The sequence below is a fragment of the Xanthobacter dioxanivorans genome (assembly GCF_016807805.1).
GTDB lineage: Bacteria > Pseudomonadota > Alphaproteobacteria > Rhizobiales > Xanthobacteraceae > Xanthobacter > Xanthobacter dioxanivorans.
Genome location: NZ_CP063362.1, coordinates 1,592,024 through 1,606,258, shown reverse-complemented (window position 1 = coordinate 1,606,258; position 14,235 = coordinate 1,592,024). Strand labels below are relative to the sequence as shown.

At 69.9% G+C, this 14,235-nt stretch carries 15 protein-coding genes and 1 pseudogene; 15 read left to right on the top strand and 1 reads right to left on the bottom strand.

Annotation, left to right across the window (positions count from 1 at the left end; translation table 11 throughout):
• The first annotated feature begins 213 nt into the window (after positions 1-213).
• Positions 214-1,020: an undecaprenyl-diphosphate phosphatase gene (locus EZH22_RS07620; RefSeq protein ID WP_203195087.1), complete on the top strand. Its 807-nt coding sequence runs from the start codon at positions 214-216 to the stop codon at positions 1,018-1,020.
• A gap of 18 nt (positions 1,021-1,038) precedes the next feature.
• Here EZH22_RS07620 and EZH22_RS07615 read toward each other — a convergent pair whose 3' ends face one another.
• Positions 1,039-1,251, bottom strand: coding sequence for a DUF1674 domain-containing protein (locus tag EZH22_RS07615; protein ID WP_203195086.1), 213 nt, complete (start codon positions 1,249-1,251; stop codon positions 1,039-1,041).
• Between the two features lie 328 nt (positions 1,252-1,579).
• Here EZH22_RS07615 and secB point away from each other — a divergent pair, with 328 nt between their 5' ends.
• The 14 genes and pseudogenes from secB to EZH22_RS07545 all read left to right on the top strand — a co-directional run bounded on the left by secB (position 1,580) and on the right by EZH22_RS07545 (position 14,182).
• A complete protein-coding gene (secB, locus tag EZH22_RS07610; RefSeq protein ID WP_203195085.1) occupies positions 1,580-2,059 on the top strand; it encodes a protein-export chaperone SecB in 480 nt (159 codons plus the stop codon).
• 199 nt (positions 2,060-2,258) lie between these two features.
• Complete coding sequence (locus EZH22_RS07605; protein WP_203195084.1) at positions 2,259-3,881, top strand: sensor histidine kinase; 1,623 nt, start codon at positions 2,259-2,261, stop codon at positions 3,879-3,881.
• Positions 3,878-4,576, top strand: a complete 699-nt coding sequence (locus EZH22_RS07600; RefSeq protein WP_203195083.1) for a response regulator transcription factor — start codon at positions 3,878-3,880, stop codon at positions 4,574-4,576. The genes EZH22_RS07605 and EZH22_RS07600 overlap by 4 nt, the downstream gene beginning before the upstream one ends.
• Before the next feature lie 169 nt (positions 4,577-4,745).
• Entirely contained in the window at positions 4,746-4,823 is a 78-nt protein-coding gene (gene pqqA, locus EZH22_RS32815; RefSeq protein ID WP_081437156.1) for a pyrroloquinoline quinone precursor peptide PqqA, read from the top strand.
• A gap of 42 nt (positions 4,824-4,865) precedes the next feature.
• Positions 4,866-5,765, top strand: coding sequence for a pyrroloquinoline quinone biosynthesis protein PqqB (gene pqqB, locus EZH22_RS07590; RefSeq protein WP_203195082.1), 900 nt, complete (start codon positions 4,866-4,868; stop codon positions 5,763-5,765).
• Complete coding sequence (gene pqqC, locus EZH22_RS07585) at positions 5,762-6,553, top strand: pyrroloquinoline-quinone synthase PqqC (RefSeq protein WP_203195081.1); 792 nt, start codon at positions 5,762-5,764, stop codon at positions 6,551-6,553. Before pqqB ends, pqqC begins: the two co-directional genes overlap by 4 nt.
• A 1-nt stretch (position 6,554) precedes the next feature.
• A complete protein-coding gene (pqqD, locus tag EZH22_RS07580; RefSeq protein WP_203195080.1) occupies positions 6,555-6,830 on the top strand; it encodes a pyrroloquinoline quinone biosynthesis peptide chaperone PqqD in 276 nt (91 codons plus the stop codon).
• 38 nt (positions 6,831-6,868) lie between these two features.
• A complete protein-coding gene (pqqE, locus tag EZH22_RS07575; protein ID WP_203196441.1) occupies positions 6,869-7,999 on the top strand; it encodes a pyrroloquinoline quinone biosynthesis protein PqqE in 1,131 nt (376 codons plus the stop codon).
• On the top strand, positions 7,996-8,742 hold the full coding sequence (locus EZH22_RS07570) for a hypothetical protein (protein WP_203195079.1): 747 nt from the start codon (positions 7,996-7,998) through the stop codon (positions 8,740-8,742). The genes pqqE and EZH22_RS07570 overlap by 4 nt, the downstream gene beginning before the upstream one ends.
• The gene (locus EZH22_RS07565; RefSeq protein ID WP_203195078.1) at positions 8,723-9,076 is read left to right on the top strand and encodes a hypothetical protein; all 354 of its coding nucleotides are present in this window, start codon (positions 8,723-8,725) and stop codon (positions 9,074-9,076) included. Before EZH22_RS07570 ends, EZH22_RS07565 begins: the two co-directional genes overlap by 20 nt.
• A gap of 320 nt (positions 9,077-9,396) precedes the next feature.
• Positions 9,397-10,719: a molybdopterin-binding domain-containing protein gene (locus tag EZH22_RS07560; protein ID WP_203195077.1), complete on the top strand. Its 1,323-nt coding sequence runs from the start codon at positions 9,397-9,399 to the stop codon at positions 10,717-10,719.
• On the top strand, positions 10,716-12,365 hold the full coding sequence (locus tag EZH22_RS07555; RefSeq protein WP_203195076.1) for a formylmethanofuran dehydrogenase subunit A: 1,650 nt from the start codon (positions 10,716-10,718) through the stop codon (positions 12,363-12,365). Before EZH22_RS07560 ends, EZH22_RS07555 begins: the two co-directional genes overlap by 4 nt.
• 26 nt (positions 12,366-12,391) lie before the next feature.
• Positions 12,392-13,288 (top strand): annotated as a pseudogene (gene fhcD, locus EZH22_RS07550) (formylmethanofuran--tetrahydromethanopterin N-formyltransferase); the annotation flags it as partial.
• Positions 13,283-14,182, top strand: a complete 900-nt coding sequence (locus EZH22_RS07545; protein ID WP_333473734.1) for a formylmethanofuran dehydrogenase subunit C — start codon at positions 13,283-13,285, stop codon at positions 14,180-14,182. The pseudogene fhcD and the gene EZH22_RS07545, both read left to right, overlap by 6 nt.
• The last annotated feature ends 53 nt before the right edge of the window (positions 14,183-14,235 follow it).

The following is a 14,235-nucleotide window of genomic DNA, read 5'->3' as shown; positions in this document are numbered from 1 at the left end:
CGGCGGTATCGCACGGCGGAATCGTGCGCCGGGCGAGGTGCCCATGGGTCAGGCCGGGCCTGTGGCGGCGCAGCCACAGCGACGCTACAAACGGCGCCGGGAGGGATGCCGCGCGGCGCCTGCCCCGCGTCACCTGATTGCACCCGCAAGGGGCTCGGAACAGGATGACGCCGCACCCCGCCCCCGCCCCGCCCCTCTTGTCGGACCAGCTCCATGACCCTCGGCGATATGCTCGAAGCCCTCGTTCTCGGCCTCTTGGAGGGGCTCACGGAGTTCATCCCCGTCTCCTCCACGGCGCATCTTCTGCTGGTGGGCCATTTCCTCGGCTTCGAGAGCAACGGTCACACGTTCGAGGTGCTGATCCAGCTCGGCGCGGTGCTGGCCATCCTGACCGTCTATTTCCAGCGCTTTCTGCATGTGGCCCAGCAGCTGCCGACCAATCCGGGCGCGCGTCGCTTCGTTATCGGCATCCTCGTCGCCTTCCTGCCGGCGGCGGTGATCGGGGCGCTGGCCCACGGCTTCATCAAGAGCGTGCTGTTCGAGTCGCCCGCGCTCATCTGCGGTACGCTCATCTTCGGCGGCATCATCCTGCTCTTCATCGACAAGGTGGTGCCGGAGCCGCGCTACAATAACGCCATGGGCTTCCCGCCGCTGCTGGCGCTCAAGATCGGCTTCTTCCAGTGCCTTGCGATGATCCCCGGCATGTCGCGCTCGGGCTCGACCATCGTCGGCGCCATGCTCATGGGCGTGGACAAGCGGGCGGCGGCGGAATTCTCGTTCTTCCTCGCCTTGCCGACCATGTTCGGGGCGTTCGTCTACGATCTCTACAAGAACCGCAACAACCTCTCGTTTGATGACGGGCTGCTGATCGTCATCGGCTTCGTCGCCGCCTTCTGCGCAGCGGTACTGGTGGTGCGGACCCTGCTCGATTTCGTCGCCAAGCACGGCTACGCGCCGTTCGGCTGGTGGCGCATCGCGGTGGGCGTGGCCGGCCTGATCGGCCTCAAGCTGGTGGGCTGAAGGGGGTGGCCGGCGCCTTCAGAAGTCGGTGGCGATGCCGCCCACTTCCCAATCGCCGTAGCGCACCGGCTCGGGGCCGTCGCGGCCATTGATCTCCCTGGGGCGGTCCTTGACCGCGGCGTCGATGGCAGCCCGCCGGGCCTCGGCCTCGGCCAAGGCGCGCTTGGCCGCCTCGCTCAAGGGCCTGCGGGGACCGGGGGGACCCCCTGCGGGGGCGTCTTCATGAGCCATGGCGTTCTCCTTCACCACATCCGTCATCCTTCAAGGGCCTGCGGCACCCCGGGGAAGTCCATTCGATACACGACCTCGTCGGTCGTGACGGCTGTCCGGGTCCAGGACACCGTCCGTCACGTGCCGGAACGCGGATGCGGCGGCCGCGATTGCACTGCCGCCGATGAGGTCACGGCACGCGAACCTCCGCCAATCGGCACCGCTTTGCAACTCGCGCCGTCATCCGAGGAGCACGCAATCTTGCCGCTCGCCGCCAAGCATGGTAGCGGACGCCGCGCCCCGCACCTGGGGCGACCTGATTTGGTATTCAGATCTAACGGAGATGCGCATGGCCACGCAGAATGGCGGCCCCAATCCAAGTGCGGCGCCGTCGCTGAACGTGCTCGCGCAGTACACCAAGGACTTCTCCTTCGAGAATCCCAACGCGCCGAACTCGCTCGCGGCCCCGCCCAGCCAGCCGGACGTGAACATCCAGATCCACGTGAACGCCAAGCCGGGTGGCAATGGCGAGTTCGAGGTGGAGCTGAAGATCGAAGGCGGGGCGAACGTGAACGGCGAGACCCTGTTCGCGTTCGAGCTGGTCTATGCGGGCGTGTTCCGCATCCTCAACGTTCCCGAGCAGAGCCTGCAGCCGGTGGTGCTCATCGAGTGCCCGCGCATCCTCTTCCCCTTCGCCCGGCAGATCATCGCCGACGCGGTGCGCAACGGCGGCTTCCCGCCTCTGATGATCGATCCGGTGGATTTCGCGGCTCTCTATCAGCAGCGCATGCAGGCCGAGGCGCAGCGGTTCCAGGCCGGCCAGGCCTGAGACGGGCCTGCGGGCACCGAAGTTTTTTCGCCGCCGGACGCCCATAGCTCCGGCGGCGTTCTTTTTTCGGCCCGAGCACCGTGGCACGATCACCGGACGGGCGGGCATGGGAAGCGACGGCCTGTGAAACACTGAGCCACCGTGCCGGCGCCCCCGACCGGGCGCGCCGGGGCATCGGCGGCGGAACCGGCGGACGGCGATGAGATCCATTCGCTTCAAGCTCGCCGCCCTGACCGGCGCCGCGGCCTCGTTCGCCGTCCTCGCCGCCGTGGGGGTGCTGCTGGCGGTCGGGGCGGCGGATCGGGCGCTGGAGGCCGCGGTGGCGGCCCAGCAGCGGCTCGACCTCTTGACCGAAATCTCCGCCCGGTTCTCCGATTTCGGCCTCGCTGCGGTGGCCGATGCCGAGCATCCTTCCGCCGACCGCGGGCGCATGGACGATGCGCGCTCCCGCGTCTTCGCCCTGCTGGAGCGCGCCACCGTCCGCGCCGCTGCCGGAGCGGGCCCAGCCGGCGATGCGTCGGCCCAGGCACGCGAGCGCATGACCGCTCATCTGCGCGCCGATTTCATCGTTCTCGACCGGCAGATCGTCGAGGCCCGGACCGGCAGCGAGCTGCTGCGCGGCGACCGGGTGCGCGGCGCCTTCAACGGCTTCGCCGCCTCCGCTGGGCCCACCCTCTCCCTTCTGGTGGAAAGCGAGCGGCGGGCGGTGACGGTGGCGCGGGAGGAGGCGCTGGCCTTGTCCATGCGGCTGCGCATCGGGGCCGTGGTCGTCGCCGCCTTGGTGCTCGCGGCGGCGCTGGTGCTGCATCGGGCGCTCGCCCGCCCGTTGCTGGAGCGTCTGGCCGAGATCGACCGGGCGGCGGCCGCCATCGGCCATGGCGACCTTAACCGGCGCCTGTCCATCGGACCGCGCGACGAGCTGGGCGTCCTGATGGCGCGCTTCAATCGCATGGCGGCACGCCTTGCCCGCCGCGAGGCGAAGGTGGCGCAGGACCGGGCGATGCTGGAGCGCACCGTCGCCGAGCGCACCGCAGACCTGACGGATGCCAATGCGCGGCTCGGCGCCATCGATGCCTCGCGGCGGCGCTTCTTCGCCGACGTGAGCCACGAACTGCGTACGCCGCTGACCGTGATCATCGGCGAGTGCGACGTGACCCAGCGCGCCCCCGCGATTCCGGAGGATCTGAGCCGCTCGGTGCTCGCCACCATCCGCAAGCGGGCGGGCCGGCTCCATCGCCGGGTGGAGGACCTCCTGCGCGTCGCCCGCTCGGAAAGCGGCGAGATCGACCTCATCTTCCAGGACGTGCCGCTGGCGCCGCTGCTGGCGGAGGCAGTCGCCTCCTTCGAAGTCGCGGCCCGCCGGCAGAATGTGGCGCTGCGGCTCGATGCGGGGGCCGACGAGGTGGTGGTGCACGCCGATCGCGAATGGCTGCGGCAGGTGGTGGAGGGCCTCATCGACAACGCCTTGCGCCACGGCGGGGCGCTGCATTCCATTACCGTCACGTGCGCCGCCGCCGAGCTGGACGGCGCGCCGGCCGAACGCGTCACGGTAACGGACGACGGGCGCGGCATTCCGGCCGAGGCTCGCGGCCGGCTGTTCGAGCGCTTTGTCCGCGGCGGGCAGCTCGGACAGGGCGGCGGATTCGGCCTCGGCCTCGCGCTGGCGGAATGGGTGGTGACGCGGCACGGCGGACGTATCACACTGGAGCATGCAGACGGCGGCGGTGCCCGGGTGGCGATCGTGCTGCCGCGCCCGGAGGCCGGTGGGAGCGCGATCGCGCCGCTGGCGGGCGGCGAAGGAGCCGGGCAGGAGGCGAGATGAACATCCTGGTGGTCGAGGACGACAGCGACATCGGCGCCATGCTCAGCCGTGGTCTTGCGGCGGAGGGCTTCGACGTGACGGTGGTGGGGCGCGCGGACGAGGCCCTCGATTCCGCCCGCCAGTACAATCCCTGCGCCGTGCTGCTCGACATCATGCTGCCGGACGGCTCTGGTATCGAGGTGTGCCGGGCGCTGCGCGATGCCGGCCATGCGGGGCCCATCCTGTTCCTGTCCGCCAAGGACGAAGTCCGCGACCGCGCCGAGGGCCTCGGCGCCGGCGCCGATGACTACATCGTGAAGCCGTTCGAGTTCGGCGAGCTGGTGGCCCGCCTGCGCGCCCATCTCATGCACCGCACCGGCGGTGGCCACGAGCAGCGCATTCTCGCCGGCCGGCTGGTGCTGGACCTCGCCACCCGTACCGCGCTCTATGGCGAGATCCACGTGCGTCTCACCGAGCGCGAGGCGGAACTGCTGGCGCTGCTGATGGGCAGCCCCAACCGCCCGGTCCCGCGCGGCGAGATCTTCGACCGCCTGTGGGCCAACCAGGGCGGCGTCTCGCTGAACGTGGTGGATGTCTATGTGGGTTACCTGCGCACCAAGCTCGCGCCGGTAGGCCGGGCGGGCGGACCGCAGGTGGCGACCGTGCGCGGTCGCGGCTTCATGCTCGATCTTTCGGTCTCGGCCCCGGCCCACTGAACGGTTACCCGCCGATGGCGGCCGGGCGCGTGCGGCGCAGCATCATATTTTCCTTGCGGGATCGATGTTGAGCGACAATATTTAAAACGACTGTAGTGATCATGGTCATTACAGTCCGTTCTTATGATCTTCTTATGAAGATCAGGGGCGCAAAACAGGAGGAAGCATCATGCGTTGGAACAAGCCTCAGGTGTGCGAAGTCTGCGTCGGGATGGAAGTCACCGCCTATCTGCCGGCCGACTTCTGATCCAGGGTGGTCGGTGACCGGGAGCGGAGCGTCTGACGCGTCATGCAGGTGATCGTTCTCGGTTCAGCGGCCGGCGGCGGCGTTCCGCAGTGGAACTGCCGCTGTCCGGTGTGCCAGCTGGCCTGGTCGGGAGATCCGCGCGTCGAACCGCGCACCCAGTCGAGCATTGCAGTTTCGGCCGGGGGCGGCGCGTGGGTTCTCCTGAACGCCTCGCCCGATCTTCGGTCGCAGATCGCCGCGACCCCCGCCTTGCAGCCGAAAAGCGGGGACCGGGACAGCCCTATCCGCGCCGTGGTCCTCACCAACGGGGACATTGACCATATCGCCGGCCTGCTCACGCTGCGCGAAAGCCAGCCCTTCGACCTGTTCGGCACAAAGGATACGCTCGGCCTGCTGCGCCAGAACCAGGTGTTCGATGTGGTGGCCCCCGCCTTTGTTCCGCGCCGGGCGGCCGAATTCGGCGTCCCCTTCGCGCCGGCTCCGGGTCTCGAGATGGAATTTTTCACCGTGCCCGGGAAAGTGCCGCTCTGGCGCGAGGACGCCGCCCTCGTCATCGGCGAGGAGAGCGGCTCCACCGTGGGTGTCACGGTGACGGCGAACGGTCGCCGCCTCGTCTACGTGCCCGGCTGCGCCGCCGTCACCCCGGCGCTGCGCGCGCGCATGTCCGGGGCGGACCTGCTCTTTTTCGACGGCACGCTTTATCGCGACGACGAGATGATCACCGCGGGCATCGGCACCAAGACCGGCGCCCGCATGGGCCACCTGTCCATGTCGGGGGCCGGCGGAACGGTGGCGCTGCTGGCGGATGTGGAGGTCGGGAGGCGCGTTTTCATCCACATCAACAATACCAACCCCGCCCTCGTCGACGGGTCGCAGGAACGCCGCACCGTGGAAGCCGCTGGCTGGACCGTTGCCCGCGACGGAATGGAGTTTTCCCTATGACCGCCCTCGCCGTTGCGTTGTCCTTCCCTGCTCTGCCGGAGCCGGATGCGCCCTTGTCGGCGGAAGGCCTCGAGGCGGCTCTGCGCGAGGTGGGGGCGACGCGCTACCACAATCTCCATCCGTTTCATAAATTGCTGCATTCCGGCCAGCTCGACCGCGACCAGGTGCGGGCCTGGGCCCTCAACCGCTATTGCTACCAGTCCGCCATCCCGCGCAAGGACGCCGCGCTCATGGCCCGGTGCGACGACCGGGAACTGCGCCGCGAATGGCTCCATCGCATCACCGACCATGACGGCACCGGCGGCGACAGTGGCGGCATCGAGCGCTGGCTGGTGCTCACCGACGGGCTGGGCCTCGACCGCGACTATGTGGTCTCCAAGGAGGGAGCCCTGCCGGCGACCAAGTTCGCGGTGGAAGCCTATGTGCGCTTCGTCGCCGAGCATTCGCTGCTGGAGGCGGTGGCCTCCTCGCTTACCGAGCTGTTCGCGCCGGGCATCCATGCCGAGCGCATCTCCGGCATGCTGGCCCATTACGACTTCATCAACGAGACCGTGGTGGCCTATTTCCGCCGTCGCCTCGACCAGGCGCCGAAGGATGCCGATTTCGCCCTCGATTATGTGAAGCGCCATGCCCGCACCGCGGAGCAGCAGCGCGCCGTCATCCGCGCCCTCACCTTCAAGACCGAAGTGCTGTGGGCGCAGTTGGATGCGCTCTATTTCGCCTACGTGGCGCCCGGCTGGCCCGCCCCCGGCGCGTGGCGGCCCGGCGTCGCCGTTGGCGGGGCCTGAGATGCGGGCGGAAGAGACCGACGTGCCGCGCCTGCCGCGCGGGGTGAAACTGAAATATGATCAGGTGCGTTCCCGCCACGTGCTCCTCGCGCCGGAGCGGGCCTTCGACATCGACGAGACCGCCGCGGCGGTGCTGGAGCTGGTGGACGGTACGCGTACCTGCGGCGAGATCGTGGATGCGCTGGCCGCGCGCTATGACGAGAAGCGCGAGGTGATCGCCGACGACGTGCGCGACATGATCGGCGACCTGATCGCGCGGCGGGTGATCGAACGATGAGCGTCGAGACCATCCATCCCGAAAATCGCGCGGCGGACATGCCGCTGGCGGCGCCGCAGATCGGGCTGCCCATCGGCATCCTGGCGGAGCTGACGCACCGCTGCCCGCTGCGCTGTCCCTATTGCTCCAATCCGCTGGAGCTGGAGCGGCGCGAGGCGGAGCTGGACACCGCCACCTGGAAGCGGGTGTTCACCGAAGCGGCAGGCCTCGGCATCCTCCATGTGCACCTCTCCGGCGGCGAGCCCACGGCCCGCGTCGATCTTGTGGAGCTGACCGCCCATTGCGCGGCGGAGGGCCTCTACACCAATCTCATCACTTCCGGCATCGGCCGCGCCGGCGTCATGATCGGGCCCCTGGCCGAGGCCGGGCTCGACCATGTGCAGCTCTCCTTGCAGGGCGCTTCGGCGGAGAACGCCGACCGTATCGGCGGCTACAAGGGCGGCCATGCTGCCAAGCTCGCCTTCGCCCGGCAGGTGACGGACCTCGGCCTGCCCCTCACCGTGAATGCGGTGATCCATCGCGGCAACATCCACGAGGTGGAGGACATGATCGCGCTGGCCGTGGCGCTCGGGGCGCGGCGGCTGGAGGTGGCGCACACCCAGTATTACGGCTGGGCCTATGCCAATCGCGCCGCGCTCATGCCCGCACGCGCCGACGTGGACCGTTCCGTCGCCCTGGTGGAGGAGGCGCGCAGGCGGCTCGAGGGGGTGCTTGTCATCGACATGGTGATTCCGGATTACTACGCCCGTTTCCCCAAGCCCTGTTCGGGCGGCTGGGGCCGGCGGACGCTGAATGTCACGCCCACCGGCCGCGTCCTGCCCTGCCATGCGGCGGAGAGCATTCCCGGGCTCGAATTCTGGTCGGTACGCGCGCATGCGCTCGGCGACATCTGGCGTGCATCGCCCGCCTTCAATGCGTTTCGTGGCACCGATTGGATGCGCGAGCCGTGTCGCAGCTGCGAGCGGCGGGAGATGGATTTCGGCGGCTGCCGCTGCCAGGCCATGGCGCTCGCCGGGGACGCCGCCGCCACCGATCCCGCCTGCTCGAAATCGCCGTTTCACGCCCGGGTGGAAGCCCTTGCCACCGCCGAGGCGGCGGCCACGGCGCCGGGCTATGTCTATCGCACCATCGGCGGCGCATCCGCACTGCCGCAGGGAGGGCGGACATGACCGCAAGGCCCATCTTTTGTCTCGCCGTGGTGATGGCGGGTGGCCTCTTCGCCGCCGGGTACCTGGTGGAGCCGCGGCCGGCCGGGGCCGCCGAGACCGCTGCGGTCGCGAACCCGGCGTCGGCCGCGCCACCCGCCGCGCAAGGCGCGCCGGAGGCGGCCGACCTGATGTTCGAGACGCCGCAGTTCGTGACCACGACCTCCGGCCAGTCCCTCGTCTACCGCTATGCCCGCAAGGCGAGCGATCCCGAGCTCGGCCCCTCGTTCGAGGACCGCATCCGGCTCACCGTCGCGCCGGGTACGGGCGCGGGCGACACCCGCGACGTGCAGGTGGACTTCTTCTCCGGCGAGCGGCATCACGCCGCCGGGCCGTTCGAGGGCGTGACCACCAATCCGGTGCTGATGCTCTTCCTGGAAAATCACGTGGCGGACCTGTCCGGACGGCTCAAGGGCAATCCGCGCTACTTCAAGAACGCCATCCGCGCCGGCCTGCGCGACAAGGCGCGGGTGGTGCCGGCCGAATTCAGCGTCGACGGCCGCACCTACAAGGGCTGGCGCGTGAGCGTGAGCCCGTTCGCCGGCGACCCCAACGCCCCGCGCATGCGCGGGCTCGACACCCTGGTCTACACGTTCGACATGGCCCCGGACCTGCCTGGCGCCATCGCCCGCATCGTGATCGCCGCCGAGGCCCCGGGCGGGCGGCTGTGGGAGGAGAGCATCGCCTATGATCCGAAAGGTCCTTGAGGCGGCGGCGCTGCTGCTCCTGTCGGCAGGGGTCGCTGGCGCGGCAGCGACGGAAGACAATGACTATCCCACCTCCGCGCGGGTCGACTACGTGTTCGGCTGCATGGTGGCCAACGGGCAGTCGCGCGAGGCGATGACGCGCTGCTCCTGCTCCGTGGATACCCTCGCTTCCATCCTGCCCTACGACCAATATGTGGCGGCGGAGACCATTCTTTCCATGCGGCAGGGCGTGGGGCAGGCGGCGAACATCTTTCGCAGCACGCCGCAATATGACGACGTGATCGCCGAATTGCGTCGCGCCCAGGCGGAGGCTGAGGTGCGCTGCTTCAAGTGATCCGCGAAATATTTGCCGCGGCGCACAACACATCCTCGCATATGCCGCACATATGACGGGTTTTCTGTCCCTCGCGGCTATGTTAGCTTCCTCTCCAAGAACAGACGCATGGCGCACGGGCAAGGCCCGAAGCGCACTGCAACGACAAGCGGGCAACCGCCGCGGCGTCTTGATCGGGACCTTCAACCCCCAAGGCAATGCCATGGCCAGTGACCGCGACACGTCCGCCCGTCTGCTTCCACCTATGTTCACCCTCGCTGGAGCGGGCGCCCCTTTCTTGCCGGCGCCGTCGTCCGGCCCTCGCACCTTCGGGTGACACCATGACATCGGGTGCTTCTGACACCGACGGTGCCGCGCGCATCGTGCGCGATGTCGTGTGCGGCTTCTGCGGCCTCGGCTGCGATGACCTGGAAGTGGCCGTCACCGGCCGCGCCATCGCGCCCCGCCGGGCCTGCCCGGAAGCCGCGCGGCTGCTGGCGCGGACGGATGCGCCGCCGCCTTCGGCCCGCATAGCCGGCACGCCGGCGTCGCTGGAGGATGCCGCCGCGGCTGCGGCGCGCCATCTGGCGGCATCACGGTCCGCCGTCTTCTCCGGCCTCGGCGCTGACCTGGAGGGCCTGCGGCGGCTCTACGACATTGCCATGGTGGCCGGGGCGAGCCTCGACCATGCGGCGTCCGCCGGCCTGTTCGCCAATCTGGAGCGTCTTGCCCGCCGCGGCTGGATCGCCGCCACCCTCGCCGAGGTGCGTAACCGGTGCGACGTGCTGGTGGTGCTGGGCGCCGACCCTGCCTCGGCCTTCGCCCACTTCTTCGAGCGGGCGATGCCGTCCGCGCCCGTTCCGGCGGACGCGGACGCCGCGCCGCTGTTCGTGCCGCACGCAGGCGGACGCAGCGTCGTCATCGTCGGCGGCCCGCTTTCGGACACGTCTCGTGCTCAGTTGACGCGGCACGACGTGGTGGAGATCACGGTGCCGGAGGATCGCATCGCCACCGCGGCGGCGGCCCTGTCGGCCGCTCTTGCCGGTCGCGCCACGGAGGCCCTGGCGGGCCTGCCCCTCGGTGTCGCGGAGGCACTCGCACTCCTTGCCGGGCGGTTGAAGGCGGCGCGCTATGGCGTGCTCACCTGGAACGCCGCAACGCTGCCGCCGGAGGATGCCGCGGCCGTGGCCGGCGCGGCGGCGGAGGCGGTGGACATCCTCAACGTGACCACCCGGGCGGCGGTGTTCCCGTTGGGCGGGCGCGACAATGTCACCGGCGCGCACCAGCTCGCTCTGTGGCGCTTCGGCTATCCGCTGCGCACGGTGGTGGGGGCTGGCACGGCGCGGCACGTCCCGGACCTCTACGCCACCGCAACGGCCCTCGCCGACGCCGACCTGCTGCTCCATGCAAGCGCCTTCCGCCCCGATCCGCCTCCCGGCTTCGACCGGGGGCCGGTGATCGCGCTGGCCCATCCCGGCACGGCATTCGCCCGGGAACCCGAGGTGTTCATTCCGGTGGGAACGCCGGGGGTGGACCATGCGGGCCACGTGTTCCGCATGGATTCGGTGATCTGCCTGCCGCTCCAGGGCCTTCGGCCGGCAGAACTGCCCAGCGTCGCCGCGGCAGCGCGGGCGATCCTTGCGGCACTGGGGAGGGCGGCATGAGGACGCGCATCACCGGCGGGCGCGTGTTCGACCCCGCCAATGCCATCATCGACCAGGTCCGCGACATCCTCATCGAGGACGGCCGCATCATCGCCGACGCGCCGCCCGCGCCGGGAGAGGACGTGATCGACGCCACCGGCGCCATCGTGCTCGCCGGCGGCATCGACCTGCACAGCCACATCGCCGGCGGCAAGGTCAATCTCGGCCGGCTGCTGATGAACGAGGACCGGTTGCTCCATCCCGAGCCCTTCGGCGATTTCTGCGGTTGCGGCGGGGGGCGCGCGGCGCCCACCACCCACGCCACCGGCTGCCGCTATTCGCAGATGGGCTACACCGCCGTGTTCGAGCCGGCGGTGGTGGGGGCCAACGCCCGGCACGCCCATCTGGAGATGGCCGACATCCCCAACATCGACACCGGCGGTTTCCTGGTGCTGGGGAACGACGACTTCCTGCTGCGCCTCATCGCCCAAGGCGAGGGCCAGCAGGCGGTAAACGACTATGTGGCCTGGATGCTCAGGGCCACCCAGTGCTGTGCCATCAAGATCGTCAATCCCGGCGGCATCAACGCGTTCAAGTTCAACGGACGGGCGCTGGACCTCGACGAGACCGGGCCGTTCTACGGCCTCACCCCGCGCCGCATCCTCAACACCCTGCAGCGCGCCGTCTCGGAACTGGGCGTGCCGCATCCCATCCACCTGCACGGCTGCAACCTGGGTGTGCCCGGCAACGTGAAGACGACGCTCGCCACCATCGGCGCGAGCGAGGGATTCCCGCTCCATCTCACCCACATCCAGTTCCATTCCTACGGCACGGAGGGGGACCGGCACTTCTCTTCCGGCTCCGCCGAGATCGCGGAGGCGGTGAACGCCAATCCGCATATCTCGGTGGACGTGGGGCAGATCATGTTCGGCCAGACGGTGACCGCCTCGGCTGACCTCATGTCGCAGTATCGCAACCACAAGATCGCTGATCCGAAGAAGTGGATCGGCATGGACATCGAGATGGATGCGGCCTGCGGCGTGGTGCCGTTCAACTACCGCGACACGTCCTTCGTGAACGCGTTGCAATGGGCCATCGGGCTGGAGCTGTTCCTGCTCATCGAGGATCCGTGGCGGGTGTACCTGACCACGGACCATCCGAACGGCGGACCCTTCACCTCCTATCCGCACCTCATCCGCCTGTTGATGGACAAGCCGTTCCGCGACGACCATCTCGGGCGCATCCACAAGGCGGCGCGCGCCCATACGCGGCTCGCCGAGATCTCCCGCGAATACACGCTGGAGGAGATCGCCGTGGTCACCCGCGCCGCGCCGGCCCGCACCCTGGGCCTCAGGGACCGTGGCCATCTCGGCCCCGGCGCGCGCGGTGACGTGGTGCTCTACGAGGAGCAGCCCGACCGCGAGGCCATGTTCGCCGCCCCGCGCCTCGTGCTGAAGGACGGCAAGGTGGTGGTGGTCAATGGCGAGGTGGTGGAACTGGTGGACGGGCGCACATACGCCGTCCACCCCCCCTACGACCCGCTCATGGACAAGCGCCTCGAGCGCTGGTTCGACGAGGCGGTGGGGCTGAAAGCCAACCACTACCGGATCGCCGACGGGGAAATCCGGAACGGGCAAGGCCCCGAAATCGTGGAGCTGAACCCATGAGTTCCGGGTTCGAGGGCATATCCGCCATGATCCTCAACGGCGTCGAGATCCGCGACAGCTTCGCCGAGGCGTTTCCCATGGCGGGCACGCGTCTGATCATCACCGCCGACACGCCGCGCTGGGCGCGCACGGCGGCGGCCAGCCTGACCGGGTTCGCGACCTCGGTCATCGGCTGCGGCTGCGAGGCCGCCATCGAGCGCGAGCTGCCGGCCGCGCAGACGCCGGACGGGCGGCCGGGCATGTCCGTGCTCATCTTCGCCATGTCCCTGAAGGACCTGAAAAAGGTGGTACCGCTGCGGGTCGGCCAATGCGTGCTCACCTCGCCCACTTCCGCCTGCTATGCGGGGCTGGAAGGGGGAGCCGCCGTTCCGCTGGGGCGGGCGCTGCGCTATTTCGGCGACGGGCACCAGATCGCCAAGTCCATCGAGGGCCGCCGCTTCTGGCGCCTGCCGGTGATGGAGGGCGAGTTCGTCTGCGACGAGATTGTCGGCTCCACCACGGGCGCGGTGGGCGGCGGCAATTTCCTCATCCTCGCCCGTTCCCGCGCCGCCGCGCTCGCGGCGGCGGAAGCGGCGGTGGAGGCCATGGGCCGCGTGGAGGGCGCCGTCATGCCGTTCCCGGGCGGCGTGGTGCGGTCCGGCTCCAAGGTGGGCGGGAAATATGCCGGCATGATCGCCTCCACCAACGATGCCTACTGTCCCACCTTGCGCGGCGCCGTGCCGAGCGCGCTGCCGCCGGAGGTGGAAAGCGTGCTGGAGATCGTCATCGACGGCCTCACCGAAGGGGACGTGGCCGCCAGCATGCGCGCCGGCATCTCGGCGGTGTGCGCCCTTGGCGCGCCGGCCGGGGTGGTGGCGGTGGATGCCGGCAATTACGGCGGCAATCTCGGCCCCTTCCACTTCAAGCTGCGCGAGTTGATGGCGCCGGTCGCCGGGGGAGCATCGCATGAGTGGGCCTCGCTTCGCGGCGGCACCGAGCCGCCCCATCGCAGATCCGCGGGGAGATGTCGCATGAGCAGCCATCGCCTCATCCCGCGTGCGCCCCTTGCCGCGCGCGTCGACCTGACCGGCATCACGCCGGCCGCCCTCGCCGGTCTCGCGGCCGGAGAGGTGGCGCGCCTGGGCGTGCCCTTCGGTGCCGGCACCGTTCCTCTGGGCGATCTGTTTCACGTGGAACCGGAGGCGGGCGACTTCCTTCTCCTCGGCGGCGATCCTCGGCTCGACTTCGTCGGGGCCGGCCTCGCATCGGGCGAGATCGTGGTGGATGGCCCCGTGGGCGTGCATGCCGGATCGGGCATGAGCGGTGGCCGGCTCGTCGTTCGCGGCGACGCCGGTGATGATCTGGCGGCAGGGCTCGAAGGCGGCCGTATCGAGGTGACCGGATCCGCCGGCGCGAATGTGGGCGGCGCGCGGCCGGGTGACCGGCAGGGCATGACCGGCGGCGCGGTCCGGGTGGCGGGCGCAGTGGGTCGCCGGCTCGGCGCCCGCCTGCGCGGCGGGCTGATCCTGGTGGGCGGCGATGCGGGTCCGCAGGCGGCGGACGGATTGATCGCCGGCACCCTCGCCGTGGCCGGTGCGCTGGGCGCCGGAGCCGGCCGCGGCATGAAGCGCGGCACGCTTCTGCTGGCGTCCCCGCCCGCGTCGCTCGCGCCGGGCTTCGTCGATGCGGGGCCGCAGGATTTCATCATGCTGGCGCTGCTCGCCCGGCGCGTGCCGGAGCTTGCGGCCCTGTTCGGTGGCCGCCTGTCCCAGCGCGCGAACCGCCTCGTCGGCAACCGTCTCGCCGGAGGCGAGGGGGAGGTTCTGGTTCTTCAGTAGAAAGGGCGCCGGTGGTGCCCGCCATCCGCAATCCGGGGCCAACCCGATCACAG

Excerpts from the sequence above, each read along its gene's own strand:
- EZH22_RS07620 (WP_203195087.1), top strand. The coding sequence starts at position 214 with ATGACCCTCGGCGATATGCTCGAAGCCCTCGTTCTCGGCCTCTTGGAG.
- EZH22_RS07615 (WP_203195086.1), bottom strand. The coding sequence starts at position 1,251 with ATGGCTCATGAAGACGCCCCCGCAGGGGGTCCCCCCGGTCCCCGCAGG.
- secB (WP_203195085.1), top strand. The coding sequence starts at position 1,580 with ATGGCCACGCAGAATGGCGGCCCCAATCCAAGTGCGGCGCCGTCGCTG.
- EZH22_RS07605 (WP_203195084.1), top strand. The coding sequence starts at position 2,259 with ATGAGATCCATTCGCTTCAAGCTCGCCGCCCTGACCGGCGCCGCGGCC.
- EZH22_RS07600 (WP_203195083.1), top strand. The coding sequence starts at position 3,878 with ATGAACATCCTGGTGGTCGAGGACGACAGCGACATCGGCGCCATGCTC.
- pqqA (WP_081437156.1), top strand. The coding sequence starts at position 4,746 with ATGCGTTGGAACAAGCCTCAGGTGTGCGAAGTCTGCGTCGGGATGGAA.
- pqqB (WP_203195082.1), top strand. The coding sequence starts at position 4,866 with ATGCAGGTGATCGTTCTCGGTTCAGCGGCCGGCGGCGGCGTTCCGCAG.
- pqqC (WP_203195081.1), top strand. The coding sequence starts at position 5,762 with ATGACCGCCCTCGCCGTTGCGTTGTCCTTCCCTGCTCTGCCGGAGCCG.
- pqqD (WP_203195080.1), top strand. The coding sequence starts at position 6,555 with ATGCGGGCGGAAGAGACCGACGTGCCGCGCCTGCCGCGCGGGGTGAAA.
- pqqE (WP_203196441.1), top strand. The coding sequence starts at position 6,869 with ATGCCGCTGGCGGCGCCGCAGATCGGGCTGCCCATCGGCATCCTGGCG.
- EZH22_RS07570 (WP_203195079.1), top strand. The coding sequence starts at position 7,996 with ATGACCGCAAGGCCCATCTTTTGTCTCGCCGTGGTGATGGCGGGTGGC.
- EZH22_RS07565 (WP_203195078.1), top strand. The coding sequence starts at position 8,723 with ATGATCCGAAAGGTCCTTGAGGCGGCGGCGCTGCTGCTCCTGTCGGCA.
- EZH22_RS07560 (WP_203195077.1), top strand. The coding sequence starts at position 9,397 with ATGACATCGGGTGCTTCTGACACCGACGGTGCCGCGCGCATCGTGCGC.
- EZH22_RS07555 (WP_203195076.1), top strand. The coding sequence starts at position 10,716 with ATGAGGACGCGCATCACCGGCGGGCGCGTGTTCGACCCCGCCAATGCC.
- EZH22_RS07545 (WP_333473734.1), top strand. The coding sequence starts at position 13,283 with ATGGCGCCGGTCGCCGGGGGAGCATCGCATGAGTGGGCCTCGCTTCGC.